The following is a 25,851-nucleotide window of genomic DNA, read 5'->3' as shown; positions in this document are numbered from 1 at the left end:
CACCGCCACGGGCCTCCCGTCCGCCACGTGGCGGACCGCACGGCCCGGCGCGCCCCGGACAGGACGGCACGCGTCGGGCACGCTGGGCCGTGATGAGCGACACGGCGGAGCACGCAGCGAAGGAAACCGGACGACAGGTCCGGCGGGCGGCCGACAGCCGCTGGTTCGAGGTCACGGCACGCGCCGGGTTCGTCGGCAGCGGCATCGTCCACCTGCTGATCGGGTACCTGGCGATCCTGCTCGGGATCGGCAACGCGTCCTCGGGCGGCGAGACGGACCAGTCCGGTGCGCTGCAGCAGATCGCCGCGGTCCCCGGCGGGGTGTTCCTGCTCTGGCTGATCGCCGTCGGCACGGCCGCACTCACCGTGCGCCTGGTCGTCGAGGCGATCGTCGGCGGCCGTTCCGACACCACCCGGGGCTGGCTCGCCCGGCTGAAGGACGTCGCGAAGGCCGTGGTCTACGGCGTGATCGCGTACTCGGCGGCCTCGTACGCGCTCGGTGCCGGGTCGAGCTCGAGCAGCTCGTCGCAGAGTGCCGCGGCGAAGACCCTGGCGACGCCCGGCGGGGTGTTCGTGCTGGTCCTGGCCGGGGCGATCGCGGTCGCGGTCGGCATCGGGCTCGTGGTGATCGGCTGCCGCCGGTCGTTCCGCAAGCAGATCACGCGACCGTCGGGCCAGCTCGACCGCGTGGTCACCGTGCTCGGCGTCGTCGGGTACGTCGGCAAGGGCGTCGCCGTGGTCATCGTGGGCGTGCTCATCGCCGTCGCGGGGCTGCAGAGCGACCCCGACCAGGCCACCGGCCTCGACGCCGCGTTCGACGCGGTGCGGAGCATGCCCGGTGGGGTGTTCGTCCTCGTCGCGATCGGCATCGGGTTCCTGGCCTTCGGCGTCTACAGCTTCTTCCGCGCGCGGTTCGCCCGCCTCTGACCCGCCGGCGCCGCCGCGCTACCCACCGACGCACGCACGCCTGAGCGAGCACGGACCGCCCCCGCGGTAGACGGGGTCGATGAGCACCAACGTCACGACCGGCCCCGCGACCGTCTTCGCCGACGCCCGAGCGGTCCTCGCCGAGAGCATCGTCTGGGACCCGTCCGCACAGCTGCTCCGGTGGGCCGACATCACCCTCGGCACCCTCAACACCGCCGAGGCCGACGGCACCGTGCGCTCGAGCGTGCCGCTGCCGCCCCCGTTGGCGAGCTTCCAGCCCCGGGCCTCCGGCGGGTTCGTCGCGGCCCTCGGCGACACCGTCGTGGTGACGGACGAGCAGGGAGCCGTGGAGCGTGAGATCGCCCGCGTCACCCACAGCACCTCGGGCAACCGGTTCAACGAGGGCAAGTGCGACCCGTTCGGCCGGTTCCTGGTCGGCAGCATGAACGTGACGACCGGCGAACCCGACGCAGCGCTCTACTCGATCGAGGCCGACGGCACGACCCGGGTGCTCCGCGGCGGCTTCGGCGTGACGAACGGCATGGAGTGGTCAGAGGACGGCAGCACGATGTACGTCACCGACACCAGCGCCTCGACCGTCTTCCGGGGGTCGTACGGCCCGGACGGCGAGCTCGGCGAACTCGAGCCGTTCATCGTCGGTCAGGCGCACGACGGCCTGGTCCGCGACGACGAGGGCTGCTTCTGGAGCGCGATCTACGGCGGGTCCCGCGTCGAGCGCTACGGGCCCGACGGCTCGCACCTGGAGACGGTGGCGCTCCCCGTCGCAAACGCGACGTCGGTGGCGTTCGGCGGCCCGGACATGTCGACGCTCTTCGTCGGGACGGCCCGCGAGAACCTCACCGAGCAGGACCTGGAGCAGGCGCCCCGGTCCGGGGCGGTCTTCGCGGTGCCGACGACGGTGCACGGGTTCCCCGCGAACACCTTCAGCGGCTGAGCACGTCGTCGCCGCCCGCGCGGACGGCGGCCGGGTATCCTGGGCGACCGCCCGACCGGAGGAGACCCACGTGGACGACGAACGCCAGGCACCCCGGCCAGACCCGGCCGGCGAACTCGCCCAGGCCGAGGACGCTGACGTCACGGTGCAGGTGGACCGGGTCGCGGTCGACGGCACCTACGTCCGGGTGAGCTCGATCGGTGAGCCGGGCGAGCGGGCCTTCCTGCTCGTCGCGGGGCTCGGCATCGCCTCGACCTACTACGAGCGGCTCGCCCCGCACCTCAACGAGAACGGGCCGGTGCACGCGCTCGACCTGCCGGGCTTCGCCGGGGTCCCGCGGTTCCGCGGCAAGGTCTCGATCGAGCGCTACGCCGACGCGGTCGAGCGGGTCATCGACGACCTCGGGCTCCAGGACCCGGTCCTGGTCGGGCACTCGATGGGCACCCAGGTCGTCACCGAGGTCGCCGCCCGCCGTCCGGGGATCTCCGACCTCGTGCTCATCAGCCCGGTGGTCGACTCGTCGGCGCGCACGGTGCGGCAGTCGGCGTTCCGGTTCCTCCGGTCGACGCTGCACGAGCCCGCCGCGGTCCGCTGGCACGGCATCACGGCGTACGCACTGTGCGGGTGGCACTGGTTCCGGAAGGTCCTGCCGCGGATGATCGCGTTCCCGATCGAGGAGCGCGCCGCCCACGTGCAGGCCCGCACCCTGATCGTCCGCGGTGAGCACGACGCGATGGTGCCGCGGGACTGGGTCCGTCGGCTGGCGCGGGTGTTCCCGTACGCGGTCCTCCGTGAGGTCGTCGACGGCGCACACTCGGTCATGCACGCACAGGCCGACGCGGTCGCGCGGCTCGCCGTGGCGCACGTCGACCACCGGATCCCCGACCGGGGCGTGTCGTCGCTGCAGCGGGTGCGCGACGACTCGACGTCGTCGGACCTGGCGCGGCTCAGCCCGGGGGACGCCTGGTTGCTGGTCAAGTCGCGGTTCATCGAGCTGTTCGGGATGGCCCGGAACGACGACGAGACGCTCGAGGCGGCCAAGTCCGCACACGCCGTCGCGATGGCGGACGGCGACGACCTGCCGGTCGACCCGGCGGACCGCCGGGCGGTCGTCGACGAAGTCGCGCCGGAGTCGAAGTAGCGAGCACGGTCGAAGTAGCCAGCACCGTCGAAGCAGCGAGCACCGTCGGACCAGCGTCCGTCGCGATCTGCGGGTGACCGCCTGGAGGCCCGGTGCCGGTCCACCGGACCGGCACCGGGCCTCCAGGCGGTCGCGACCACCGCGACGGGCGAGCGGTCAGGGCGTGATGCGGCCCGGCAGCATGTCGGGCGTCAGCGCGTTCGCCTCGGCGAGGACCTTGCGGGCCTCGTCGGTCTTCTCCCACACGTTCCAGAGCAGCACGCCCCGGACCGTGTCGTCGTCGTCCAGGTAGTAGACGACGCCGGTCACGGTGGGGTCCTGCCAGTCCTCGACCGTGCGGAGCTTGGAGCTGACCTGCCCCACGGCCTCGTACCCCATGTCGAAGACGTCGGAGTAGAACATCGGCGTGTGGTCGTAGGTCTCGTCGGCGTCGGCCAGGTTGCGGCCTGCCTGCCGACCCTGCTGCTGGGCGTTGTCGACGTGCTCCACCCGGCGGGTGCCGAGGATCCGGTCCGGGTACTCGGCGACGTCACCGGCGGCGAACACGGAGTCGTCGTCGGTGAGCAGCGTCGAGGTCACCACGATGCCGTCGCGGACGGTGAGGCCGGCGTCGGCGGCGAGCTGCGTCGCGGGTTCGATGCCGAGTCCGGCGACGACCGCGTCGGCCTCGACCACGGAGCCGTCGTCGAGCGTCAGCCGCACGCCGTCGGCCGTCTCGGTGCCCTCGGACACCCGGCGGCCGGTGCGGAGCTCGACGCCGTGGTCGACGAAGCGCTGCTGAAACGCCCGTGCCAGGTCCTCCGGGAACATCCGTCCGCCGACGACCTCGTCCGGGTCGACCAGCGTGACGCGTGCGCCGTTCTGCACGATGCCCGCCGTGATCTCCTGACCGATGTACCCGCCGCCCACGACGGCGACGTGTGCTCCAGCGTCCGCGAGTTCACGCAGCCGGCGGTAGTCCGACGCGCTGCGGTAGTCGAGCACGCGTGCCGACGGGGACAGCCCCGGCAGCCCGCGTGGCTTTCCGCCGGTCGCGAGCAGGAGCCGCTCGTAGCGGTGGGTCGCGCCGTCGGCCGTCGTGACGGTCTTCGCGGCACGGTCGATCGCGGTGACCGCGGTTCCCAGGACGAACTGCGCCCCGGTCTCCTCGGTGTGCAGGTCGACCTTGTCGTCCCAGCTGAAGTCCGGGTCGGTCCAGAGCTTCTTCGACAACGCGGGTCGGGCGTAGGGCCGATCGACGTCCTCGCTGAGGATGCCGATCGACCCGTCGGTGTCGAGCTCGCGGATGCCACGGGCAGCAGCGTCGGCGACCATCCCGCCGCCGACGATGAGGTAGCGGAAGTCGGTCATGACGCCTCCTGGCGGTGCTGTGGTGCCACGATCAGATCGTGGCGACCGAGCCGGAGTCGACCCGGTAGTTGGCGCCGTTCACGAAGCTGGCCAGGTCCGAGCACAGGAAGGCCACCACGTTCGCGACCTCTTCCGGCTCGCCGCGGCGCTTGAGCTCCATGTACGGGCGCTCCTCTTCGAGGAAGCTGCCGATGGCCTCGTCGAACGAGGTCCCGCGCTGCTTGGCCCGCTTGTCCATCATCGCGTCGGTCATCGGCGTGTGGATGAACGCGGGGGAGACCGTGTTCACCAGCAGCCCCTCGGAGGCGTAGGAGCGCGACAGGCCCTTGGCGAACGAGAGCACCCCGGCCTTCGCGGCGCAGTAGGGCAGTTCGTCGTCGTACGGCTGCGAGGCGTCCTCGGACACCAGGTAGACGATGCGTCCCCAGCCGCCCTGTCGCAGGTCGCCGATGAACTCGCGCGTGATCCGCACCGGCCCCATCAGGTCGATGTCGAGCGTCTCCGCCCAGCCGGCCTCGTCGATCTCGTGGAACATGCCCTGGGCGCCGGTGACGCCCGAGGACTGCACCAGGATGTCGATCTCGCCGACCGCTTCGCGCACCTTGTCGTGCAGGGCGGCGAGGCTCTCGGCGCTCCGGACGTCGGCGGCGAAGGCGTGCAGCTTGCCGAGCGGCGCCTCGAGCTGGTCCGCACTGGTGTCCAGACGGCTCTGGTCGATGTCGGTGACGACCACGGTCGCACCCTCTGCCAGGAGGATGCGCGCCGTGTTCCAGCCGATGCCGGAGTCGCCGCCGAAGACGAGTGCGGTCTTGCCCTGGATACCGAGGTCCACCCGGGCCCCTACGCGTGTGCCGACGCGTCGGCGACCGCGGGCGTGGTGGCGGAGGCCAGCGGGGTGCTGGGCGCGCGGTTCTCGGCGGAGACCATCCACGCGAGCTGCTCGAGGCGCTCGATGAAGCCGTGGAGCAGGTCCGCGGTCGTCGGGTCCTCTTCGTCGACCTCGTCGTGGACATCGCGCATGGTGCCGGTCGCCTGGTACAGCCGGAGCGTGACCTGGTCGATGGCGTCGTGCGTGGTGATCTCGCCCGAGGGGAACGCGTCGAGGTGGCTGCCCGCGGAGACGGTCGCCGAGCGGCCGTCCGGCACGAGGTACAGCGCACGCATGCGCTCGGCGGTGTCGTCGGCGAACTCACGAGCTGCGTCGACGATCTCGTCGAGCTGCAGGTGGAGGTCGCGGAAGTTGGTGCCCAGGATGTTCCAGTGGGCCTGCTTGCCCTGCAGGTGCAGGTCGATGAGGTCCACGAGGACCGCCTGGAGGTTCTTGGCCATCTTGTCCGAAGCGTGCATGGTTGTGGCTCCTTTCGCGTCGGTGTGACCGTTCCGGTCTACGCGGTGCCGCAGTGCGCGCTCTCAGTGCGCTCGGAGGCAGCGTCCCCCGAGGGCGTTCGGTGCAGGGCTGCTCAGTGCGACGGCGCGGGGTCGACCTGGTCGACGGCGTCGCGCATCTGCTCCAGGAACCCGGCGACGATCCGCGCCTCGGACGCGGGGAGCCCCTCGGCGATCGACATCATCCGGCGGTGCATCACGCCGAGCGTGGCGCGGACCTCGTCGTCGGTCTCGGTCGTCGGCGTGATGACGAGGGCCCGGCGGTCGGTGGGGTGCGGGTCGCGGCGGACGTGGTTCGACTTGACCAGGCGGTCGATGAGGATGGTCGTCGAGGCCGACGAGATCTTCAGGTACGCGGCGAGGTCCTTCGGGCTCACGGCGGTGCCGGAGCGCTGCGCCTGCAGCAGGAAGCGCACGGCGAGCAGGTCGGTCTCGCCCATGCCCATCGAGTCACGGGTCCGGCGGCGCATGGCCGTCTCGGCGGATCGGTACCGGCGCAGGGCGTTCAGCACCGCGACCCCGCGTTGGGTCGCGTCGTCGTCCGGGAACCAGTACCCGGACGCCTCGGTGATCTCCTGCGTCGACATGGCGTTCAGGGTAACCCGTCTCGTATCTCGGCCGTCTAGCGAACTCCCGGGTTCCGCCACGACCGGTGCGTCCGCACCGTCCGATGCGTTCGCAACGACCGTTGCGTCCGCGCCGGACGGACAGGAGGCCCGTGGCGGGGTCGCCACGGGCCTCCTGTCCGATGGTTCGTCGCGTTACGCGGCTGCCTGCTCGTCCGTGCCGGCTGCGGCCTCGGCGAGCGCGGTGAGCGCGCCCTGCACGAGCGTCGTGACCTCGGCGTCCTCGCGCGGGTGAGTCTCCGCGAAGCGGACGACCGACTGCGGGATGGCGACCTTGACGTCCTCCAGGACCTTCGCGCCAGCGATGCCGGCGGCCTTGCGGGCGTCGTCGTGGGCCCAGACGCCGCCGTACTGGCCGAACGCCGAGCCGATCACGGCGAGGGGCTTGCCGGACAGCGGCGAGGCGCCGAACGGACGCGAACCCCAGTCGAGCGCGTTCTTCAGGACGGCGGGGATGGTGCCGTTGTACTCGGGGGTGATCAGCAGGACGGCGTCCGCGGTGGCGACGGCGTCGCGGAAGGCGACGGCAGCGGCGGGCGGGGTGTCGCCGTCGATGTCCTCGTTGTAGAACGGCAGGTCGACGATGCCGTCGAAGGTGTGCAGCTCGATGCCCTCCGGCGCGTGGTGCGCGGCGGCCTCGGCGAGCTTGCGGTTGATGGAGTCGGCGCGCAGGCTGCCGACGAGGACGAGGACGTTCGTCATGGAGCTCCTTCTGTTGCGGGATGCTGTTGCTGGACGGAAAGGTGTCAGCGACAACCAATGCGATCGTAGGGGGCGCTATTCCCAGCACCCTGGGTACGGTGGCGACGTGACCACGCTTCGGACCCCGGCCAGCACGCCACGAACCACCGACCCGACCTGGTGGCGCGATGCCGTCGTCTACCAGGTCTACCCGCGCAGCTTCGCCGACACGGACGGCGACGGGCTCGGTGACGTCGCGGGCATCACGAGCCGGGTGCCGTACCTGGCATCGCTGGGCGTCGATGCCCTGTGGCTCTCCCCGTTCTTCCCGTCGCCGCTCGCCGACGGTGGTTACGACGTCGCCGACTACCGCGCCGTCGACCCGAAGCTCGGGTCCCTCGACGACCTGGACGCCCTGGTCAGGGCCGCCCACGAGCACGACCTCAAGGTCATCGTCGACATCGTGCCGAACCACACCTCGGACCAGCACGAGTGGTTCCGGGCCGCGTTGGCGTCCTCGCCGGGGTCGGCCGAGCGTGCGCGGTACGTGTTCCGTGAGGGCTCGGGCGCCTCCGGGGAACTGCCGCCGAGCGACTGGGTGTCGAACTTCGGTGGCAGCGCGTGGACCCGAGTGCCCGACGGGCAGTGGTACCTGCACCTGTTCGCCCCCGAGCAGCCCGACCTGGACTGGTCGAACCCCGAGGTCCGCGCCGACTTCGAGGACACGCTGCGCTTCTGGTCCGATCGCGGTGTCGACGGCTTCCGCGTGGACGTCGCGCACGGGCTGGCGAAGGACCTGTCGACCCCGTACCGGCCGTCGAACGAGCAGGACCTGCCGCTCGACGGCTCCGACCCGCTGTACGACCGCGACGAGGTGCACGAGATCTTCGCCACCTGGCGTCGGGTGCTCGACGAGTACGACCCGCCCCGTGCCGCGGTCGCCGAGGCCTGGGCCCCGGCACCCCGCCGTGTCCTGTACGCCCGGCCGACGGAGCTCGGGCAGGCCTTCAACTTCGACCTGCTCGAGGCCCCGTTCGAGCCCGATGCGTTCCGTCGGATCATCGAGCGGAACCTGGCCGCCTCGGAGCAGTCCGGTGCCTCGAGCACCTGGGTGCTGTCGAACCACGACGTCGTGCGGCACCCCACCCGCTACGGCCTGCCGGACGGCACCGACACCGACGCCTGGCTCATGACGGACGGCACGACGCCGGAGCTTGACCGTGCACAGGGACTCCGTCGGGCCCGAGCGGCGACGATGCTGATGCTCGCGCTGCCCGGGGCGTCGTACGTCTACCAGGGCGAGGAGCTCGGGTTGCACGAGGCCGCCGCGATCCCGCGCGACCTGCTGCAGGACCCGAAGTGGCTCCGCACCGGACACACCGTCAAGGGCCGGGACGGCTGCCGCGTACCGATCCCGTGGACGCGCTCCGGACCGTCGTTCGGCTTCGGGGACGTCGCACCGCACCTGCCGCAGCCGCAGGACTTCGGGGAGTCCTCGGTCGAGGCCGAGGACGGCGATCCCGAGTCGACCCTGTCGCTGTACCGCCGGGCGCTGGCCGCCCGCCGTCGCCTGCAGCAGGGGGAGGCGCTGACGTGGCTGGAGTCCGGCTCCGAGGTCGTGGCGTTCGCGCGGCACGACGGCTGGCGTTCGGTCACGAACTTCGGCACCGCGCCGGTGCCCCTGCCGGCCGGGACCGTCGTCGTCGCGTCCGGGCCGCTCGACGGGGTCGCACCGGGGCTGCTGCCGGGTGAGACGACGGTGTGGCTGGCCTGAGCGGTCCGCTTGCGTCGTTCGTCCTCCACAGCCGGGAGGCCCGTGGGGGCGTTCCACAGATCGTCTCCCCGCCGCCCGGGGGTGACGTCCCGGTCGCGAGCATCGGGGCATGACAGATCCCACTGCATCAGCTCCAGCTCCTGCCCCAGCGTCTTCCCTCGACCGGCGGTCGTTCCGCTCGCGGGTCGTCCGCCGTCTCGCCGCGGCGTGCGCCACCCTGACCGCGCTCGGCGTGCTCGCGGCACCCGCGGTCCTGCCGTCCGGGTCGAGTGCGGCCGCCCTCGACTTCCCGTACGTCAACCAGTTCTCCAGTGCGTCCGGCGGTGCCCTGCACGGTGACGCCGCGGTGTCCGGCGGCCGACTGCGGCTCACCGACGACATCCGGAACCAGGCGGGGGCGTGGTCGACGAACGACACGTTCCCGTCCGACACCGGGCTCGAGATCGAGTTCACGTACGCGATGCACACCGAGAAGGACGACCCCGGCGCCGACGGCCTGCTGCTGTACCTGGCCGACGGCGCTGCGGCGCAGGGCGTCGGGTCCTTCGGCGCCGGTCTCGGGTACGCCTGCCGGAAGGAAGCGACCGAGGGCGGCGGTCGCGAATGTGACCTGCCGGGCGTCCCCGGGGGCTTCGCGGCCGTCGCGATCGACCACTACGGCAACTTCTCGTCACGCATCAACGGGTCCGGTCCCGGAGCACAGCCCGACCACGTGGTGGTCCGGGGCTCCGGCAACGGGACCGAGGGCTACCGGTACGTCGCCGGTGCCGCGGCACCTGGTGGCACCGTGACGGCCGGATCCACGCCCCGGACGGTCCGGATCACCCTGCTGCCCGACGACGACGGCGGGCTCGCGGTCTCCGTCCGGCTGCAGGTCGGCTCGACCATGCGCACCGTGCTCGACTCGGTCCCGCTGCACGGCGACGGGCAGGCCGCGCTGCCGAGCACGCTGCGCCTCGGGTTCGCCGGGGCCACCGGCAGCCACGTCGACAAGCACGAGGTCGACGCGCTCCGGGTCTGGAAGCCGGCGGACCTGTCCGTCGAGCACGACCTGCCCGCGACCGCGACGGCGGGCGAACCGCTCCGCTACACCGTGACGGCGCGGAACCCCGGCCCGAACGCCGCCGACCCGAGCCCGCTGCAGGTCGACGTGCCCGACGGCGTCGAGGACGTCACCTGGACCTGCACGGCCGCGGACGGCTCCGCCTGCGCGACCGGGTCGGGCACCGGTGACGTCGCGACCGACCTGTCGTTGCCCCGAGGGGGTTCGGCCGTCGTCACGATCGAGGGGCGGGTGGCCGAGGGCACGTCCGGAGCGCTGGAGAGCGTGGCCACCATCGCCCCGCCGACCTCGTTGTCCGACACGAACGAGGCCGACAACGCCTCGCGGGCGACCACCACCGTGACGGCACCGGTGATCGCCGCCGACGTCGAGACCGACAAGTCGGTGTCGCCGTCGACCGTCCGGCCCGGTGACGAGGTCGAGTACCTCGTGACGGCCCGGAACCGGGGGCCGTCCGTGGCGCAGCAGGTCGGGGCGGTCGACGACCTGCCCCAGGCCATGCGGTTCGTGGGCTCCGAGGACGGGTGCATTGCCGAGGGACAGCGGGTGACCTGCAGCTCCGACGTGTCGCTCGAGGTGGGCGAGACCCTGGACTTCCGCATCCGCGCCGAGCTCGACCCCGCGTACCAGGGGGACGGCTCCGACGTGGTGAACGTGGCGACGGCGACCTCGCCGACCGACGCGGACGGCGGCGACCCGTCCACCGGCGTCGCGATCGTCGTGGGCCCGGACGACGAGGGGCCCGCGCCGAGCCCCGTGCCGACGAGCGGCCCCGTGCCGACGACCGGGCCGGCTCCGGACGACGGGGACGCCGGTGGTGACGGTTCCGGCGGTGACGACGGTGACGGCGCCGGTGTCGACGACGACGGCGGAGCGGGTGACCCCGCAGCCGACCGTCGGGCGGCTGCCCCCGTCGGAGCCCTCGCCTACACCGGCGCCGAAGGGCTCGGCCTCGCCGCGGCGCTCGCCGCCCTGGCCGCCGCCGCCGGATCCGTGTGCTGGTGGCTCGCCCGGCGTCGTGCTCGTCGGGACGCGCCGTCCGACGACCCGCAGCAGCCCTGACACCGCCGGGACGGCACCGGACGGCGGTGTCGTCCCGGAGCACGGGTGTGGACGTCCACAGGGGGTCGAGTCCGCTCCGGTCGGGCGTCCACCCCACCGGCGGTAGGATCGGATCCACGATCCGCATGCCCGAAAGAGGTCTCGTGTCCGACACCGTGGACGACGCCACCACCGTGGAAGACGCGACCCAGCGCGCGCGGTACTGGCCGATCCCGATCCTCCGGGCGGTCCCCGCAGCGGTCGTTGCGATGGTGATCACCTTCTCGACCAACCACGCCGCGGGCTACGGTCTCCTGCTGTTCGGCGGCTTCGCCCTGGTCGAGGGCCTCGTGCTCCTGTTCGCCGGGATCTCCCGACTGCCCCTCGACGGTCGATCGCGTCGCACGACCCTGCTGCAGGCCGTCATCACCCTGCTCGCGGCCGTCGCCGCCTTCGCGTGCAACGGGTTCGGGCTGCCGGCCTTCATCACGGTCATCGTCGCGTTCGCGGTGCTGACCGGGGCCCTCGAGCTGTCGCAGGGGCTCCGTGCCCGGCGACGCTCGCCCTTCGCTCGCGACTGGACCACGATCGGCGGCCTCACGCTGCTGCTCGCGGTCGCCTTCCTCGTCACGCCGCCGGACTACTCCCAGCAGCTCGGTGGCGTGGAGCAGGTCACCGGCACCCTCGACGCCTCGATCGTGCTCGTCGGCCTGCTCGGCGCGTACCTCGCCATCACGGCCGTCTTCCACGTGATCGCCGGCCTCTCGCACAAGTGGGGCACGGCCACGCCGGCCGTCGCCCCGGACGGAGCACCACACGCATGACCACCCCCAGCCGTCGTGACCGTCTGCGCCCGGTCGAGCTCCTCGGGATCTCCGCGATCATCGCGGTGTTCACCGGGCTCGTCGTGCTGTTCTCGACGCGGGAACTGCAGCTGGCCGTGATCTTCCTCGGCGTCGCGTTCATCGTCGTCGTCGTCGTGCTCGCGATGCTGCAGCTCGCCTCGTCGAGCGAGCAGGACGACAACGACATGCTCGGCGGGCACAAGACGCCGGGCGAGGGCGACGGCGACGAGTTCCACTGAGCGACACCAGCGCCGCCGGTCCCGGCACAGGTTGGAGCGAGTTGCTGCGGAAATGTACTTATGCTCCCCAACAGCTCTTTGGCGTCGGTTCGGCAGGTCGATCCTCCGAGGAGCCGCATCGGACTGATCGCGAACCGGCGCCGATCTATGGGCGGATCCGGGTGCGGCGTGGGCATGTCTTACGGACAACGTTGGTTGCCGTGACCCAGGCGTCCAGAGCATGCTGCCTCCCGAGACTGTGATCGTGTCCTACCACGCTCGTTGGAAGCGAGCGTCACGGGTACGACTGATTCACAAGCTGCACTAAGCCATGACGAGCTTCTTTGGAGGATAGTCTGGCCGGAACGCGATCTCGGTCCTTCGCTGCTGCCAAGACTACGACGCGAGAAGCCATAGCGCTTGCGCTAGCGACCCATGCGATGATTGCTAGCCAGAGCTCTGGGAAGGTCACCATGCTGACGGAACTACAAGTCGAGCACTACCGATGCTTCGATCAAGTCGCGCTTTCGCTCCGGGCTGCCGAAAAGCCTGGCACGGGTTGGACTGTCTTGGTGGGTGAGAACGGCACGGGAAAGTCGAGCCTCCTTCAGGCGATCGTATTTGCTTTGCTCGACCCGAGGCCATTGACGGCTTTGAATAGCACTCCGTGGGTCATGGTGAGGCAAGGTTCACCGGATGGCACTGCGGCCTCCATGTCGGTAACACTCGATAACGATGAAACCTTCCGGAAGACCGTAAAGAATAGCCGCGGCTCGTATGTCGAGCAGTCGGACGTGCGTTCGAGTACGACCGAACTCCCGCTGGTTATGGCGTTCTCGGCAAGACGTCGAATTGCCAAGCCGGGGGAGCTCCCGGAGACCAGTAACTTCGAAGTCGAGAGGGTGCGCGGACTATTCGACCCAAATCTGCCCTTGCTTGCGCATGACGCATTCGCGCAGCTCACAACAAAGGGGCAGCGGAGGGAATTTGCCGGCGTTGTGCGTGACGTTATCGTCCACAAGTTGCGGGATTCCAACGAAAGATTGTTCCCACTCGTCGACGCTTTTGAGCTTCGCGGGAACGGCGGCGTCACGACAAACGCTCAGCTTCTCGAGCAGGAGCGCTTCGGGCTCCGATACGGGACCGCATACCAAGCAAAGGTCGCGGTTCAGGATCTGAGTGATGGCTATCAGGCGATGTTGACAATCGTCTTAGAAATCCTCACTCAGGCGGCTCTTCACAAAGAAGCTGTCCCCGATCCCGCTTCCCTTCGTGCAGTGGTTCTCATCGATGAACTTGAGGCGCATTTGCACCCTCGTTGGCAGCGGAGCGTTATGCCACTTCTGCGGGAGATTTTTCCATACGTTCAGTTCGTAATCACCACGCACTCGCCACTAGTAGTTGGCAGTGCTGAACCCGGTGAGGTGCAACTGCTGACTGTTAGCGACGACGGGGGTGACGTTCAGGTAGATTCTCTGGACGAGCGGCTCCAGGCCCTCGACGCGGATGAGATCTATGACGCGGTGTTCGGCGTACCCCGCGCGTCGAGTGACGCCTATATCCGACGAGAGCGTGCGTATGCTCACGCGATCGCTCAGGGTAAGACGCCCAACCCCGAGATTGCCGGAATACTCGAGAATGCCTGGAGTGACCGGAATGAACTTCTCGACCGATGATCAGGCTTAGCCGCACTGGACTTGCCCCGACCCGAAAGCTTTTGGCGGCGCAAGCAGATTTGGCGTCGATGGACGATGCCGAAGGAGCTCTCTACGTGAATCTCCGTCCGGCGTCGGAGGCGTGGAAGTCCGTTCGTGCAGGGCTTGAGAAGGCACAGTTCGACAAGTGCGGTTGGTGCGAGTCGCCTTTCGATGATGTTTGTGTCGAAGTCGACCATATTCGACCTAAGGGTGCAAGGAGGTACTGGTGGCTGGCTTTCGAGCTCAGTAATCTCCTAGCCGCTTGTAGATCCTGCAACAACAAAAAGCGTGCTAAGTGGCCGCTCTTGCCCGGCGGTGAGCGACTGTCGCCGAGGCAATTCCCGCCGATGTTGTCCGAGCGGCCGGCAATAGTAGATCCGACGGTGGAAGATCCTGAGCCACACTTCGATCTTCAGAACCTAGGTGGTCGATGGCGAATTGTTGGACGCTCAAACCGCGGTCAAAGGACGGTCGAGGTACTCGCTCTCGACCGTGATCGCCTTAGTAACAAGCTGTCCTTTCACCTAGATGCGGTGGTTAGGCCATGCATCGATCGGGCGCAAGCGGCACTAGTTTCGGGGAATCGATTGGACTGGGAAGAATCAGTCAAAGACTTGGCCCGTTTCTGTGCTGTCGAATCACCGTATTCTGCAATGACGACCCTGCTAGTCAAGAAGTCGTTCGCTTAGCGGTTATGGACGTCAGGCGCTAGTTCTCAGTGCGAACCCGGTCAAGCGTCGATGCTGGACTTAGGATGCGGACAGTCGGGTGCCAAAACTTCTGCTCTATCTGCCCGGTCCCAGCAGGTGTCCCGACACGGAGGAGCCTTGCAGCGGGGCGAGTCGACACGCCCGAGATCACGAATCCGCCACGGTCCTGTCAGGATCGCGGGTCCTGCCGACACCTCTGAGTGAAGGAGGTGGGATGTGGACGTGACGACCGGCACCGACACGGACGAAGGACTCGTCCGTGCGATGGCACAAGGGGACACCGGCGCGCTCGCCCGGGCGTTCGACCGGTACGCCGCCACCCTCACCCGCTACGCGTGGGCGCTCGTCGACGACCGGTCCGACGTCGAGGAGATCGTGCAGGACGCGTTCCTGACGCTCTGGCAGCGCGCCGCGACCCTGGAGCTGCCGGCGGACACGGTGCTGCCGTGGCTGCTCGTCGTGTGCCGCAACCACGCCTTCAACACCGGCCGCAAGCAGGCCCGGCGCCGCACGGACGAGCTCCCGGAGCACCTCGCCTCGCCCGCCGACCACGACGAGGCCCGCGAGACCCTGCGCTGGGTCCGCGCCGAGATCGCCGCGCTCCCGGACCTCGACCGCCGCATCTGCGAGCTCTGCCTGCTCGAGGGGCACTCGTACGCCGAGGCCGCCGAACTCCTCGGACTCACGGTCGGCGCGGTCACCCAGCGGGTGTCCCGCAACCGTCGACGACTCAAGAAGGTGGTGATGCACGATGAACACTGAGCCTCCGCAGGGAGACGACCTGCAGCGCATGCTCGTCTCGATGAAGCAGAACGTCCTCGAACGTGCCACCCCGCTCCCGAAGCGTCGTCGGGGCCGGTCCGGGATCGTCATCGGTGTCGTCGCGCTGCTCGCCGTCGGCACCGCGACCGGTGCGGTCGCCCTGACCCTGTCGCAGCAGAACGCCGACCCGGTCGCCGCTCCCACCCAGACCCAGCAGCCCGAGCCCGCGCCGTCCTCCACAACGCCGAGCTCCGCCCCGATCACGGGTGCCCCGGTCCCGAAGCCCACCCCGACGTCGACACCGACCCCCGCAGCGGCGACCATCCCCACGGACTGTCGCGCGCTCGTCCCCGCCGAGGACTACGACCGCTTCTTCGGTGACACCCCGCTGACGCAGGCCGACCCACCGTCGGGTACCGATCGAGTGCCGGACGGTCAGGACCCGGAGGGCACCCAGTCGAAGGTCTCCTGCTCGTGGCGTGACCCGCGCGCGGACGTGTCCGGGATCGAGGTCCGGGCCGGGACCGCCACCGAGGCGACCATCCAGCGGGAGATCGAGGAGTTCCCCGCGTACGACGGCGGCGGGACCTGCACGGAGCGTGACGGCGGAACCTTCTGCCAGTCCCGCGGGATCGTCGAGCCGTACGGCGTCGAGAAGGCCTACACGTACTTCGCCCGCGGTGACACCTGGATCACCATCGAACAGACCAACGTCCCGACCGACGGGCTCCTGCCCGCCCTCATCGCGACGTTCTGGGGGGACTGACGGCCTGGAGGCACGTGGCGGACTCGACCCGTGCCTCCAGTCCGTCGGTGGGGCCGACCCCACCGCCCCGCCTCACCCCACCCGCGCCGCCACGATGTCGCGCGCCAGCGTCCGGACCGCGCGGCTCGGCTCCGGGGACGTCCGGACCGCCAGGCCGATGCGGAGCGGGTCGACCTCGTCCTCCAGGTCGAGCACCGCCCCGTCGTACCGCACCCCCGAGTCCGGCACGACCCCGACGCCGAGCCCGGCGGAGGCGAACCGGATCACGGCGGGCATGTCGTTCATCTCCGCGACGATGCGCCGACGGATGCCGAGCCGCTCGAGTGCCCCGTCGAGGATGATCCGGTTGCCGAACCCGTGCGCCGTGTCGACGAACGGTTCGTCGGCGAGTTCGGCGAGCGACACCGACGACCGACCGGCGAGCGGGTGGTCCGCCGCGGTGAACACCCGGAACGGCATCTCCCGCAGCGGCTCCACGACGACGCCGGCGGGCACGGTGGGCAGGCCCGTGTAGGCGATGTCGAGCCGCCCGGCGACCAGGTCCTGCACGAGGCCGGTCGTCCCCGACGGTGAGGTCATCAGCTCCACGGCGACGAGCGGGTGCTGTCGTCGGAACCGCTGCAGCACGCCCGTCAGGTCGACGATGTCCATGCTCGTGAAGATGCCGAGCCGCACCCGGCCCCGCAGGTCGGCGTCGTCGGCGGTGGCCAGGTCGCGCATCCGGTCGAGGGACTCGAGCACCGCGCGGGCGTGGGGGAGCAGGCCCTCGCCGGCGGGGGTCAGCACGAGCTGTCGTCCGGTGCGGTCGAAGAGCCGCACGCCGAAGCTGCGCTCGAGCGAGGCGATGCCCGCGGACACCGTGGACTGCGCGGCCCAGAGCCGTTCCGCCGCCCGGGTGACGCTGCCCTCGGCGGCGACGGTGACGAACTGTTCGAGCAGTCGGGTCTCCATCGTCCGAGTATCGAACAGATCGATCGTGCACATCAAGCGCATCCGTTGGACTCGATGCACCGCGAGCGCGATCATCGGAGCATGTCAACCGTCACCGACACCCCGACGGGCACCGTCCCCGCCACCACCGCCGCTCCCGCATCCGCGAGCGACCGTGTCGTCGCCCCGCGCGGACGCCGTGTCCACAGCCGTCGGCGCCACGGTTTCGGCTTCTGGGCCGTCGCCTTCGCGTTCCTCACGGTGATGGCCTTCGCGACCGTCCCCGCACCCCTCTACGTCATCTACCAGGCCCGCGACGGCTTCCCGACCTTCACCACGACGGTGATCTTCGCGGCGTACGGGGTCGGGGTCGTCGGGTCGCTGTACCTGGCGGGGCACCTCAGCGACGTGCACGGACGCCGTCCGCTCATCCTGGTGTCGATCGCCCTCGAACTCGTCGCCGCCGTGCTGTTCCTGCTCTGGAACGACGTCACCGGCCTCGTCGTCGCCCGGCTCGTGACCGGCCTCGGCGTCGGGACGCTGACGGCGACCGCGACGGCACACCTCGGTGAGCTCCGGGTCCGTGCCACCGGGTCGAGCGACTCCGCGAAGGGCGCGAGCGTCGCCGCGGGAGCCGTGAACCTCGGTGGGCTGTCGCTCGGCGCCCTGGTCGGCGGTGCACTCGCCGAGTTCGTCGGGCAGCCGCTCATGGTCCCGTACGTGGTGTTCGTGATCGCGCTGGCCGTCGCGTTCGTCCTGGTGCTCGCCGCACCGGAGACGGTCGACCGTCCCGAGCAGCCCGTGGCCTACCGCCCACAGCGCATGCAGGCGCCGGAGGGGCAGGGGGCCGCGTTCTGGGCCGCCGGCGCAGCCGCGTTCGCCGCGCTCGCCGTGCAGGGCCTCTTCACCTCGGTCGCGCCGAGCTTCCTCGGCACCACGTTCCACGTCACCGACCGCCTGGCCGCCGGTGCCACGACCTTCGGGGTCTTCGCCGCGAGCGCGCTGTCGCAGATCGTCTTCGCCCGACTGTCGCAGCGTGCGCAGATCCGCCTCGGCATGGTGCTCCTGGTCGTCGGCCTGGTCGTCCTCGCCGTCGCCGCGGTCCTGCTGCAGGTCGCCGGGTTCATCGGCGGCGGGGTCGTCGCGGGAGCCGGCGTCGGCCTGCTGTTCCGCGCCGCGATCGGCAGCGCCGCAGCACTGGTCGGCCCGGAGCGCCGGGGCGGCGTGCTCGCCGCCACGTTCCTCATCGCGTACGCCGGGCTCACCGTGCCGGTCGTGGCCGTCGGGGCGGCGCTGCTGGTGATCCCGACGCTCCCCGTCCTGATCGGGTACGTGGTGCTCGTCGCCGTCCTGGCCGTCGTCGCCGGCACCCGGCTGGCCGCGCGCGCCTGACGTGTGGCGGGCCTCCCGTCCGCCCGGAACCAGGTTCCGGACACCGCACCACGCGATCGCGCAGTGCGGTGTCCGGAGCCTGGTTCCGTCGTGCGGTCGAACTCCCGGCATACTGGGCGCGTGCCCCGGAACCGCAACCGTCCCGTGATCACCGGCGTCGCGGCCGTGGTGGCCGCCGGTCTCCTCGCCGGCGGGTTGTTCCTGACGGCACGGCAGGGCGCGGACGACCCGACCATCGGTGCCGGCTCGGCCTCACGGACGCCGAGCGACGCGCCGACGGCCGCCGGTGACGGCACCGTCACGATCACCCGCACCGGGCCGGACATGCCCGGCAGCACCGCGCTCGGCCGATGCGACACCACGACCCAGGCGGCCGTCGCGCAGTACGAGACCGAGGCCCTGGGCCGCGTCACCCTGCAGTGCGGCACCGCTGCCCAGGGCTACGAGCACATCCGGGTGCGGCACACCGCCGACTGGCAGGACGTCGTCACCGGGCACGGCTCGCGCGACTGGGACGACGCCATGCTCACCGCGGTGCAGACGGCGCTCGAGGACCCGCGCCCCGGGTTCCCGCTCGACGCCGGCGACGGCAAGGTCTGCTACGCCGCACCCGTCCGGTTCGACGACGGTTCACGCCCCGACGACGAGCCCTGGGTGAAGGTGATCGTCTCGGCCACCACCGACCGGGTGATCACGGCGTACCCCACGCGCACCGACGACTGCTGACGCGGCACCTGCGGACACCCGTTGTGCGACAGACCACGCGTCGATCACCTGGTGGATCGTCGCGAAGCCGAAGCGACCCCGACCTAGACCCGCACGCCCGAGCGCGGACCCTACGCGTGCACCTCGTACTCGTGCCGCCGGTGCGACACCGGCTCCAACTGGAACGTCGAGTGCTCCACCGGCACGTCGAAGTGCTCCGCCACGCACCGCTGCAGCTCGTCGAGGATCGCCGGGGCGTGCGCCGTCGAGAAGCAGTGGTCGTCGACGACCACGTGCGCGGTCAGGTTCGGCACCCCGGTCGCGACGAGCGTGGCGTGCAGGTCGTGCACCGCGATGACGTGGTCGAGTTCGAGGATGTGACCACGCACGTCGTCGAGGTCGAGCCCCGGCGGCGTCGACTCGAGCAGCACGTTCGCGGTCTCGCGCAGCAGCCGGATCGCTCGCGGCAGGATGAGCAGGCCGATCAGGATCGCGGCGACGGAGTCCGCCCGCTCCCACCCGGTCAGCATGAGCACGACCGCGGCGATGATGACGGCGACTGACCCGAGGGTGTCGTTGAGGACCTCGAGCCGGGCGGCGCGCGACGTGAACCCCTCGCCCGAGGCCCGCAGCAGCACCGCGTAGGCCACCAGGTTGCCGACGAGTCCGACGATGCCGAAGACGAGCAGCGGCCCGGAGTGGATCTCCTCCGGCACGAACAGCCGCTGCACCGCCGAGATGATCACGTAGACCCCGACGGCGAGCAGGATCGCGGCCTGCGCGGTGGCCCCGAGGACCTCGGCCCGCTGGAAGCCCCAGGTGCGCTGTGCAGTCGGGGACCGGCGGGCGAGCCGCGTCGCGACGAGCCCGATGCCGAGTCCGCCGGTGTCGACGACCATGTGCCCGGCATCGACGAGCAGCGCGAGCGAACCCGTGACCACGGCGCCCACGACCTCGGCGAGCAGGATGCCCGCCGAGATGCAGAACGCGATGAGCAGGGCGCGCTCCGAGGCGTGCCCGACGCCGTGCCCGTGGTCGTGTCCCATGTGCGACATCGTAGGGATCCGCACTGACGACATGCCAGGATCGAACCGTGAGCCGGTCGCCCTACGAGCTGTCCACGCCGCCGGACGTGCTGGCTCGGCTGCACCCGCGGCTCCGCACGTACTTCGGCCCCGTTCCGCCCGGGCACGTCGGCCGCGGCGAGGGCGTCTTCGACGTCGTCGGCACCCCACGTCGGTGGCTCTGGCCGGTGCTCGCGGTGTTCGCCCGCGATTCCGTCATGTTCCCGGTCTGGGAGCGGGACGTCCCGTTCACGGTCGAGAACCGGCCGGCTCGCGTCCGCCGCGGGTCAGGGGTCAGCCTGGAGGCCCGGGTCGCCGTCCGCGCGCACCGCACCTTCCGGTTCCGCTCCGGGAGCCGCACGATGGTGGACGCCATCACCGCCGAACCGGACGGCCTGGTCGACCACCTGGGTCGCCACGGGCGCGTCAGCGCCCGGCTCCGGGCGCAGGTCGACGCTGACGGCCCGGACGCGGGCGCCCTGCGCCTGGTCTCCATGCGCGTGACGTTCCGTGCGCTGGGACGCGATCTGCGCCTCCCGGTCGCCCTGAGCCCGCGTGTGACGCTGATGGAACGATTCGATGACGAAGCGGACCTCCAGCGCGTGTCCCTGGTGCTCTCGGCACCGGTGCTCGGCACGCTGTACCGGTACGAGGGGGCGTTCCGGTACGAGATCGCGCCGGACACAGAACGGGGATGAGATGAGCGACCAGAAGGGCCGCGTCGTGATCGCGGGAGCGAGCGGCTTCGTGGGGCGGTACCTGCGGGACGCCTTCACGGAAGAGGGGTACCGGGTCGTCACCATCGGCCGGACCGGCGACGCCGTGTGGGGCAACACCATGCGCATCCGGGAACTCGTCGACGGCGCCGCCATGGTCGTGAACATGGCGGGCAAGAGCGTCAACTGCCGCTACGGCCGACGCAACCGCGCGGAGATCATGCGCTCGCGGGTGGACACCACGCTCGAGCTCGCCGAGGCCATCCGCACGTCCGAGCACCCGACGCCGCTGTGGATGAACGCCTCGACCGCGACGATCTACCGGCACGCCGACGACCGACCACAGGACGAAGCGACGGGGGAGATCGGCGAGGGGTTCTCGGTCTCCGTCGCCCGCGCGTGGGAGGACGCCTTCTTCGGCGCCGACCTGCCCGGCACCCGTCGCGTGGCGCTCCGGATGGCGATCGTGTTCGGCGACGGCAGCGCCCTGCTGCCGCTCCTCCGGCTCGCGCAGGCCGGCCTCGGCGGGCCGCAGTACGACGGGCCGTGGGTGCCGACGCGCTCCCGGCTCCGCGCCGGCACGTACCACCACCACCGGCCCACGCACGGTCGGCAGCGCTTCAGCTGGGTGCACATCGCCGACGTCCTCGGGTCGATCCGGTTCCTCCGCGACCACCCGGAGATCGAGGGGCCGGTGAACATCTCGAGCCCGAACCCGTCCGACAACCGCACCGTGATGGCGACCCTCCGCGACGCCGTCGGGCGCCGGTTGGGCGTGCCGACCTGGCGGTGGATGCTCGAGCTCGGGTCGTTCGCGATCCGCACCGAGACCGAACTCGTGCTGAAGAGCCGGTGGGTGGTGCCGACCCGGTTGACCCAGGCCGGCTACGAGTTCCGGTACCCGCACCTGCGCGGGGCGCTCGCCGGGATCATCGCGGAGCGTCGCCAGCACCGGGGCTGAGCGCCGGGTCGAGGTCGCGCGGACTGCCGCTCGCGAGCGGTCCGTGCGGCACGTCGTGCGACCTCGGCGACACGGCAGCGGCGCGTCGTGCGACCTCGTCGACGGGGGCCGGTCGCGGCCCGTGGTCCCGCGCCGGTCGCGACGACCACAGCACGGCGGCCACGACGACCGCGCCGGCGAGCACCTCGACCAGGTCGGGCACCTCGCCGAAGGCCGCCCACGACGCGAGCACCCCGACCACGGGCACGAGCATCGAGAACGGCGCGACCGTGCTCGAGGGGTAGGCCGCCAGCAGCCGCGACCAGATGCCGTAGCCCACCAGGGTGGCGACGACCACGATGTAGAGCAGGCCGAGGTCGGCGGGCAGCGCGGCCGCCGTGAACGCCGAACCGAGTGCGGTGCCGATGCGGTCCGGACCCTCGACCACGAGCGACAGCACGACCATCGGGACCGGCGGCACGACGGACCACCACAGGGTCAGGTGCAGCGGGTTCGCGGCCCCGGCCCGCCGGGTCGCGACGTTGCCGATCGCCCACCCGAGCGCACCGCACAGTGCGAGCACGACGGGCAGCAGCGCAGCGGTCTGGGAACGGTGCAGGGCGATCGCGGCGAGGGCGGCCACGGCGACGGTGACCCCGACGACCTGCCGGCCGGTCAGCCGCTCGCGCAGGAACACCCCGGCCAGCACCACCGTGAACGGCGCGGAGGCCTGCAGCACGAGCGAGGCCAGCCCTGACGGCATGCCGGACGCCATGCTGAGGTAGAGGAACGAGAACTGCAGCACGCCGAGCCCGAGACCGACGAGCAGCAGCCGCCCGAACGGGATCCGCGGCCGCGGCACGAACAGCAGCGTCGGGACCGCCAGGATCGTGAACCGCAGCGCTGCGAGCAGGAACGGTGGGAAGTGCTCGAGCGCGAGTGCCGTCGCGGGGAAGTTCAGTCCCCAGACCACGGCGACGACGACGGCGAGGAGGCGGTCTCGGGTGGTCATGCTCCCCATCGTCCCGGCCCGCACGTTGTAGGTCCATCGAAACCTTCACGAACGACGATGTAGGGTCCCTGCATGGTCGACTTCGACGTGCAGCTGCTGGCGGTCCTGCGGGAGCTCGCCGAGCGCGGCAGCGTCACAGCCGTCGCCGAGGCCACCCACCGCACACCGAGCGCCGTCTCCCAGCAGCTGCAGACGCTGCAGCGGCAGGTCGGCGTCCCGCTGGTCGAACGCGTCGGGCGCGGGGTCCGGCTGACCCCGCACGGCGAAGTGCTCGCGGGCCTGGCCTCCGGGGTCGCGACCGCCATCGCGCGGGTGGACGCCGCCTGGCAGGAGCACCTCGGCGGCACGACCGGACCGGTGTCGCTGGCGATCTTCCCGTCGGCGGCGGAACTGCTGCTGCCCGGCGTGCTCACCCGGATGCAGGCGCACCCGGGCATCGCGCTGACCCTGGTCGACGTGGACGTCAGCGAGGGGGAGTTCGCACCGCTCGCGGCCGACCACGACGTGGTCGTCGGGCACCGGTCGGACGGCGTCCGCCCGGCGGACCAGGGATCGGTCGACACCGTGCCGCTGCTCCGCGAACCCCTCGACGTGGCCCTGCCGCCCGGGCACGCCCTGGCCGGCCGCGCACGCGTGGGCATCGACGAGGTCGTCGGGGAACGCTGGATCGGCGTGCCGGAGGGCTACCCGATCGACCGGGTGCTGCACGCGATGGCTGCGGCGACGGACACCCCGCCGAGTGTCGCGTTCCGGACGATCCACCTGCCGGTCATCGAGAACCTGGTGGCGGGCGGCCACGGCATCGCACTCGTCCCGCGGTACACGTCGGGGACGCGGGCCGCCGGGCGCTTCCACCTGGCGGAACTCGCCGACGTCCGTGCCGGACGCCGCATCGAGGCACTGGTCCGCCCCGACCGTGCCGTCCGTCCCGTGGTGCGCACCGTCCTGGAGGCGCTGGTCGCCGTGGCCCTGGACGTCACCACCTGAGACGGTGGCGCCCACCGCCGGACGCACGCCGTGCCTCCAGGCCGCCTGTCAGCGCACCTGGAACGTCAGCGCACCTGGAACGTCAGCGCACCTGGAACGTCAGCGCACCTGGAACGGCGTGCCGAGCGGCAGGCGCTCCGCCAGCGCCGTGATGTCGGCGTTGTGCATGCGGATGCAGCCGTGCGAGGCGGCGGTGCCGATGCTCGACGTGTCCTCCGTGCCGTGCAGCCCGATCTGGCCGGGGCCACCGCCGAACGAGTTGAGCACGTCCGAGAACGCCGTCGTGCCGTACGCGTACGGGCCGTAGCCCTCGTTGGTCGGTGCGAGCAGCTCGGTCAGCGCGAACCGGCCGGTCGGCGACGGTGTGCCGCCGGTGCCGGTGGCGACGGGGTAGCTGTCGACGACCTTGCCGTCCTTGTACAGGTCGAGCGTCTTCGTCGAGCGGGTGACGACGATCGCGTACGGGTCCTCGGTCAGGCTGACGGCGCTGGTCGGCACCCAGCCGGTGCTGCCGTTCGGGCGCTGTGCGAGCTGCACCTCCGCCCAGCCGTCCTGCTGGTCGACGACCCGGAAGACGAGCGGGGCACCGGACGCCTGCGGGTTCTCGAGGGTCTGTGTCGCCGTGCCGCCCGCGCTCGCGCTGACCGGGACGGACGCGCCGGTCACGGCGGCGACCGTGGTGCTGGCCGGGGCGTCGAGCGCGTCGACGGGTGCTGCCGACCGGGTCGGCTCCGGTGTCGTCGTCGGGGTGGGCGTCGGCGCCGCGACGGACCGGGTCGGTGTCGGGGCGGGCGCGGCTGACAGGGGACCGAGCGCGACGAACGCGACGGCCCCTGCGCAGACGACGGCCACGGCGGCGGCGATCACAGTCGCACGCCGCCGTGGCTCGGTCGGGAGGATCGGCAAGATCAGCCCGTGAAGTTCGCCGTTCCGGGTACCGGGACGGCGACCGGTGCCGTGCCCGGGTCACCGGCAGCGGCCGGGTCGGCGATGAAGGCGCCATCGGCCGAAGCCGTCTGGGTCGAGGACCGGCCTTCGAGCGTGGCGGTGTACGCGCCGGCGCTCACGGCGCCCTCGGGCAGGACCACCACGACGACGATGTCGCCCTCGTCGTCCGCCACCGAGGCGTTGGTGCGGATCGAGTAGGTCTCGCCACCCTGCGTGATGGTCGCCGCGACGGACTCGTTCGGGGCGAAGCCTGCACCCGTCACCTGGAATCCGGTGAGGGTCTGTGACACGCGCACGGACGTCGGCGCGTCGGCGGTCGCGGTCGGCTGCGGCGTGAAGTACGTCGTGGTGTCGTCGATGCGCAGCGCGGAGATCGAACCGCTGGCGTCGGCGGCGAGGGACTGACCGTTCGCCTCGAGCGGGGCGGCGAGGCTCTTCAGCTCGCTGCTGGGCAGCGCGCTCGGTGCCGGGGTGCCGTCGACGGTCGGGGCCGGGGTGGGCTCGTCGGTCGGAGCGGGCGTCTCGGTCGGCTCGGGCGTCGGCGGGGCCGTGGTGTCGGCGGCGACGTCGATGCCGACGTAGACGACGTACCCGACGACCTGCGCGTCGGCGGCCTCGAGGTCGGCCGTGAGCTCCGTCGTCGACTCGACCTCGCCGGTCGCGGGGTCGATCCAGTTGCTGGTGCCGTCGGAGATGCCGACGCCGTCACCGGTCTCGGGCGCGTCCGTGGCGAAGACCACGGTCTGCGCGCTGGTGTCGCCGCCCTCCTGGACCGCGAGACCGAAGCTCGTCGCGCCGGTGGTCGTCATGCTGATGCCGGCGGCGAGGGCGGGGACGCTGCTCGCGGGCACGGGCTTGTTCAGGCCGCGGACCAGGCCGACGGCCTCGCCCTCGGAGACGGACAGGCCGTCCTCGTCCAGCGTGGCGTGGTCGGCGATCGAACCGCCACCGTCCAGGTCGGTCACGGACGCCCAGTACCACTGGTCGGTCAGCGGGAAGGTGCCCGTCGGCGCGGCGGTGAAGTCGTCGGCCGAGTCGGTCCAGGTGACGATGGCCGAAGCAGCGGTGCTCGTCACCAGGGCGGTCGAGACCGTCGGGACGAGGGCGGCGGAGACGCCGAGCACGGTGGCGCCGACGGCGGCCGCGGTGATGCGAGAACGAAGCACGGTGTGGAGATCCATCCGGTCAGTGGACAGGGTGCATCCACTGCGACGCC

General features: G+C 71.2%; 26 protein-coding genes. 16 read left to right on the top strand and 10 right to left on the bottom strand.

Annotated elements, in window-relative coordinates; translation table 11 throughout:
- Positions 1 to 92 precede the first annotated feature (92 nt).
- The 3 genes from DEJ06_RS14395 (at position 93) to DEJ06_RS14385 (ending at position 3,022) form a co-directional block, all read left to right on the top strand.
- On the top strand, positions 93 to 926 hold the full coding sequence (locus DEJ06_RS14395; protein WP_111039758.1) for a DUF1206 domain-containing protein: 834 nt from the start codon (positions 93 to 95) through the stop codon (positions 924 to 926).
- A 79-nt stretch (positions 927 to 1,005) separates the two neighbouring features.
- Positions 1,006 to 1,881 carry an SMP-30/gluconolactonase/LRE family protein gene (locus DEJ06_RS14390; RefSeq protein ID WP_111039757.1) on the top strand — a complete coding sequence of 292 codons (876 nt, stop codon included), beginning with the start codon at positions 1,006 to 1,008 and terminating at the stop codon, positions 1,879 to 1,881.
- A gap of 70 nt (positions 1,882 to 1,951) precedes the next feature.
- Positions 1,952 to 3,022 (top strand): alpha/beta fold hydrolase, encoded by a 1,071-nt coding sequence (locus tag DEJ06_RS14385; RefSeq protein WP_111039756.1) that lies wholly within the window; start codon positions 1,952 to 1,954, stop codon positions 3,020 to 3,022.
- A 156-nt stretch (positions 3,023 to 3,178) separates the two neighbouring features.
- Here the strand turns inward: DEJ06_RS14385 and DEJ06_RS14380 are convergent, their stop codons facing one another.
- The 5 genes from DEJ06_RS14380 to DEJ06_RS14360 all read right to left on the bottom strand — a co-directional run bounded on the left by DEJ06_RS14380 (position 3,179) and on the right by DEJ06_RS14360 (position 7,086).
- The gene (locus tag DEJ06_RS14380; protein ID WP_111039755.1) at positions 3,179 to 4,372 is read right to left on the bottom strand and encodes an NAD(P)/FAD-dependent oxidoreductase; all 1,194 of its coding nucleotides are present in this window, start codon (positions 4,370 to 4,372) and stop codon (positions 3,179 to 3,181) included.
- Between the two features lie 31 nt (positions 4,373 to 4,403).
- On the bottom strand, positions 4,404 to 5,204 hold the full coding sequence (locus DEJ06_RS14375) for an SDR family NAD(P)-dependent oxidoreductase (RefSeq protein WP_111039754.1): 801 nt from the start codon (positions 5,202 to 5,204) through the stop codon (positions 4,404 to 4,406).
- Positions 5,205 to 5,212: 8 nt separating this feature from the next.
- Complete coding sequence (locus DEJ06_RS14370) at positions 5,213 to 5,719, bottom strand: Dps family protein (protein WP_017886495.1); 507 nt, start codon at positions 5,717 to 5,719, stop codon at positions 5,213 to 5,215.
- Between the two features lie 113 nt (positions 5,720 to 5,832).
- Positions 5,833 to 6,345 carry a MarR family winged helix-turn-helix transcriptional regulator gene (locus tag DEJ06_RS14365; RefSeq protein ID WP_111024711.1) on the bottom strand — a complete coding sequence of 171 codons (513 nt, stop codon included), beginning with the start codon at positions 6,343 to 6,345 and terminating at the stop codon, positions 5,833 to 5,835.
- Positions 6,346 to 6,519: 174 nt separating this feature from the next.
- Positions 6,520 to 7,086, bottom strand: coding sequence for an NADPH-dependent FMN reductase (locus DEJ06_RS14360; protein ID WP_027464982.1), 567 nt, complete (start codon positions 7,084 to 7,086; stop codon positions 6,520 to 6,522).
- A gap of 106 nt (positions 7,087 to 7,192) precedes the next feature.
- Between DEJ06_RS14360 and DEJ06_RS14355 the strand changes: the two genes are divergently transcribed.
- The 8 genes from DEJ06_RS14355 (at position 7,193) to DEJ06_RS14320 (ending at position 15,941) form a co-directional block, all read left to right on the top strand.
- The gene (locus DEJ06_RS14355; RefSeq protein ID WP_111039753.1) at positions 7,193 to 8,839 is read left to right on the top strand and encodes a glycoside hydrolase family 13 protein; all 1,647 of its coding nucleotides are present in this window, start codon (positions 7,193 to 7,195) and stop codon (positions 8,837 to 8,839) included.
- Between the two features lie 109 nt (positions 8,840 to 8,948).
- Positions 8,949 to 10,964 (top strand): DUF11 domain-containing protein, encoded by a 2,016-nt coding sequence (locus DEJ06_RS14350; RefSeq protein ID WP_111039752.1) that lies wholly within the window; start codon positions 8,949 to 8,951, stop codon positions 10,962 to 10,964.
- 143 nt (positions 10,965 to 11,107) lie between these two features.
- Positions 11,108 to 11,767 (top strand): DUF308 domain-containing protein, encoded by a 660-nt coding sequence (locus DEJ06_RS14345; protein WP_228513510.1) that lies wholly within the window; start codon positions 11,108 to 11,110, stop codon positions 11,765 to 11,767.
- A complete protein-coding gene (locus tag DEJ06_RS14340; protein ID WP_111032976.1) occupies positions 11,764 to 12,027 on the top strand; it encodes a hypothetical protein in 264 nt (87 codons plus the stop codon). The genes DEJ06_RS14345 and DEJ06_RS14340 overlap by 4 nt, the downstream gene beginning before the upstream one ends.
- Before the next feature lie 419 nt (positions 12,028 to 12,446).
- Positions 12,447 to 13,682, top strand: a complete 1,236-nt coding sequence (locus DEJ06_RS14335) for an AAA family ATPase (RefSeq protein WP_111039751.1) — start codon at positions 12,447 to 12,449, stop codon at positions 13,680 to 13,682.
- Positions 13,679 to 14,392 carry an HNH endonuclease gene (locus DEJ06_RS18715; protein WP_111039750.1) on the top strand — a complete coding sequence of 238 codons (714 nt, stop codon included), beginning with the start codon at positions 13,679 to 13,681 and terminating at the stop codon, positions 14,390 to 14,392. The genes DEJ06_RS14335 and DEJ06_RS18715 overlap by 4 nt, the downstream gene beginning before the upstream one ends.
- Positions 14,393 to 14,635: 243 nt before the next feature.
- Positions 14,636 to 15,175: an RNA polymerase sigma factor gene (locus tag DEJ06_RS14325; RefSeq protein ID WP_017886488.1), complete on the top strand. Its 540-nt coding sequence runs from the start codon at positions 14,636 to 14,638 to the stop codon at positions 15,173 to 15,175.
- Positions 15,165 to 15,941, top strand: coding sequence for a hypothetical protein (locus DEJ06_RS14320; RefSeq protein ID WP_146237731.1), 777 nt, complete (start codon positions 15,165 to 15,167; stop codon positions 15,939 to 15,941). The genes DEJ06_RS14325 and DEJ06_RS14320 overlap by 11 nt, the downstream gene beginning before the upstream one ends.
- Positions 15,942 to 16,013: 72 nt before the next feature.
- Here DEJ06_RS14320 and DEJ06_RS14315 read toward each other — a convergent pair whose 3' ends face one another.
- Positions 16,014 to 16,892, bottom strand: a complete 879-nt coding sequence (locus tag DEJ06_RS14315) for a LysR family transcriptional regulator (protein WP_181436883.1) — start codon at positions 16,890 to 16,892, stop codon at positions 16,014 to 16,016.
- Positions 16,893 to 16,973: 81 nt separating this feature from the next.
- On the opposite strand from DEJ06_RS14315, the gene DEJ06_RS14310 reads away from it, so the two are divergent.
- Entirely contained in the window at positions 16,974 to 18,263 is a 1,290-nt protein-coding gene (locus tag DEJ06_RS14310) for an MFS transporter (RefSeq protein ID WP_111039748.1), read from the top strand.
- 120 nt (positions 18,264 to 18,383) lie between these two features.
- Positions 18,384 to 18,989, top strand: a complete 606-nt coding sequence (locus DEJ06_RS14305; RefSeq protein WP_111039747.1) for a hypothetical protein — start codon at positions 18,384 to 18,386, stop codon at positions 18,987 to 18,989.
- A 110-nt stretch (positions 18,990 to 19,099) separates the two neighbouring features.
- Here DEJ06_RS14305 and DEJ06_RS14300 read toward each other — a convergent pair whose 3' ends face one another.
- Positions 19,100 to 20,014, bottom strand: coding sequence for a cation diffusion facilitator family transporter (locus tag DEJ06_RS14300; protein ID WP_111030904.1), 915 nt, complete (start codon positions 20,012 to 20,014; stop codon positions 19,100 to 19,102).
- 47 nt (positions 20,015 to 20,061) lie between these two features.
- Here DEJ06_RS14300 and DEJ06_RS14295 point away from each other — a divergent pair, with 47 nt between their 5' ends.
- Both DEJ06_RS14295 and DEJ06_RS14290 read left to right on the top strand, forming a co-directional pair.
- Positions 20,062 to 20,730 carry a DUF4166 domain-containing protein gene (locus DEJ06_RS14295; RefSeq protein WP_111039746.1) on the top strand — a complete coding sequence of 223 codons (669 nt, stop codon included), beginning with the start codon at positions 20,062 to 20,064 and terminating at the stop codon, positions 20,728 to 20,730.
- A 1-nt stretch (position 20,731) separates the two neighbouring features.
- The gene (locus DEJ06_RS14290; RefSeq protein WP_111039745.1) at positions 20,732 to 21,709 is read left to right on the top strand and encodes an epimerase; all 978 of its coding nucleotides are present in this window, start codon (positions 20,732 to 20,734) and stop codon (positions 21,707 to 21,709) included.
- Here DEJ06_RS14290 and DEJ06_RS14285 read toward each other — a convergent pair.
- Entirely contained in the window at positions 21,678 to 22,700 is a 1,023-nt protein-coding gene (locus tag DEJ06_RS14285; RefSeq protein WP_258372527.1) for an EamA family transporter, read from the bottom strand. The two genes, DEJ06_RS14290 and DEJ06_RS14285, sit on opposite strands and share 32 nt — an antisense overlap.
- 72 nt (positions 22,701 to 22,772) lie before the next feature.
- Here DEJ06_RS14285 and DEJ06_RS14280 point away from each other — a divergent pair, with 72 nt between their 5' ends.
- Positions 22,773 to 23,687, top strand: a complete 915-nt coding sequence (locus tag DEJ06_RS14280) for a LysR family transcriptional regulator (RefSeq protein ID WP_017886480.1) — start codon at positions 22,773 to 22,775, stop codon at positions 23,685 to 23,687.
- Positions 23,688 to 23,786: 99 nt separating this feature from the next.
- Here DEJ06_RS14280 and DEJ06_RS14275 read toward each other — a convergent pair whose 3' ends face one another.
- Positions 23,787 to 24,593, bottom strand: coding sequence for a L,D-transpeptidase family protein (locus DEJ06_RS14275; protein ID WP_258372601.1), 807 nt, complete (start codon positions 24,591 to 24,593; stop codon positions 23,787 to 23,789).
- 2 nt (positions 24,594 to 24,595) lie between these two features.
- A complete protein-coding gene (locus DEJ06_RS14270; protein ID WP_111039743.1) occupies positions 24,596 to 25,816 on the bottom strand; it encodes a hypothetical protein in 1,221 nt (406 codons plus the stop codon).
- Between the last annotated feature and the right edge of the window lie 35 nt (positions 25,817 to 25,851).

The sequence above is a fragment of the Curtobacterium sp. MCLR17_051 genome (assembly GCF_003234395.1).
Taxonomy (GTDB): Bacteria; Actinomycetota; Actinomycetes; order Actinomycetales; family Microbacteriaceae; genus Curtobacterium; species Curtobacterium flaccumfaciens.
This window is presented reverse-complemented; position numbering and strand designations above follow the sequence as displayed.

What these genes read in the sequence shown, in the direction of transcription:
- DEJ06_RS14395 (WP_111039758.1), top strand. Translation starts at nt 93, where the DNA reads ATGAGCGACACGGCGGAGCACGCAGCGAAGGAAACCGGACGACAGGTC.
- DEJ06_RS14390 (WP_111039757.1), top strand. Translation starts at nt 1,006, where the DNA reads ATGAGCACCAACGTCACGACCGGCCCCGCGACCGTCTTCGCCGACGCC.
- DEJ06_RS14380 (WP_111039755.1), bottom strand. Translation starts at nt 4,372, where the DNA reads ATGACCGACTTCCGCTACCTCATCGTCGGCGGCGGGATGGTCGCCGAC.
- DEJ06_RS14370 (WP_017886495.1), bottom strand. Translation starts at nt 5,719, where the DNA reads ATGCACGCTTCGGACAAGATGGCCAAGAACCTCCAGGCGGTCCTCGTG.
- DEJ06_RS14365 (WP_111024711.1), bottom strand. Translation starts at nt 6,345, where the DNA reads ATGTCGACGCAGGAGATCACCGAGGCGTCCGGGTACTGGTTCCCGGAC.
- DEJ06_RS14360 (WP_027464982.1), bottom strand. Translation starts at nt 7,086, where the DNA reads ATGACGAACGTCCTCGTCCTCGTCGGCAGCCTGCGCGCCGACTCCATC.
- DEJ06_RS14350 (WP_111039752.1), top strand. Translation starts at nt 8,949, where the DNA reads ATGACAGATCCCACTGCATCAGCTCCAGCTCCTGCCCCAGCGTCTTCC.
- DEJ06_RS14340 (WP_111032976.1), top strand. Translation starts at nt 11,764, where the DNA reads ATGACCACCCCCAGCCGTCGTGACCGTCTGCGCCCGGTCGAGCTCCTC.
- DEJ06_RS14335 (WP_111039751.1), top strand. Translation starts at nt 12,447, where the DNA reads ATGATTGCTAGCCAGAGCTCTGGGAAGGTCACCATGCTGACGGAACTA.
- DEJ06_RS18715 (WP_111039750.1), top strand. Translation starts at nt 13,679, where the DNA reads ATGATCAGGCTTAGCCGCACTGGACTTGCCCCGACCCGAAAGCTTTTG.
- DEJ06_RS14320 (WP_146237731.1), top strand. Translation starts at nt 15,165, where the DNA reads ATGAACACTGAGCCTCCGCAGGGAGACGACCTGCAGCGCATGCTCGTC.
- DEJ06_RS14315 (WP_181436883.1), bottom strand. Translation starts at nt 16,892, where the DNA reads ATGGAGACCCGACTGCTCGAACAGTTCGTCACCGTCGCCGCCGAGGGC.
- DEJ06_RS14310 (WP_111039748.1), top strand. Translation starts at nt 16,974, where the DNA reads ATGTCAACCGTCACCGACACCCCGACGGGCACCGTCCCCGCCACCACC.
- DEJ06_RS14300 (WP_111030904.1), bottom strand. Translation starts at nt 20,014, where the DNA reads ATGGGACACGACCACGGGCACGGCGTCGGGCACGCCTCGGAGCGCGCC.
- DEJ06_RS14290 (WP_111039745.1), top strand. Translation starts at nt 20,732, where the DNA reads ATGAGCGACCAGAAGGGCCGCGTCGTGATCGCGGGAGCGAGCGGCTTC.
- DEJ06_RS14285 (WP_258372527.1), bottom strand. Translation starts at nt 22,700, where the DNA reads ATGACCACCCGAGACCGCCTCCTCGCCGTCGTCGTCGCCGTGGTCTGG.
- DEJ06_RS14280 (WP_017886480.1), top strand. Translation starts at nt 22,773, where the DNA reads ATGGTCGACTTCGACGTGCAGCTGCTGGCGGTCCTGCGGGAGCTCGCC.
- DEJ06_RS14270 (WP_111039743.1), bottom strand. Translation starts at nt 25,816, where the DNA reads ATGGATCTCCACACCGTGCTTCGTTCTCGCATCACCGCGGCCGCCGTC.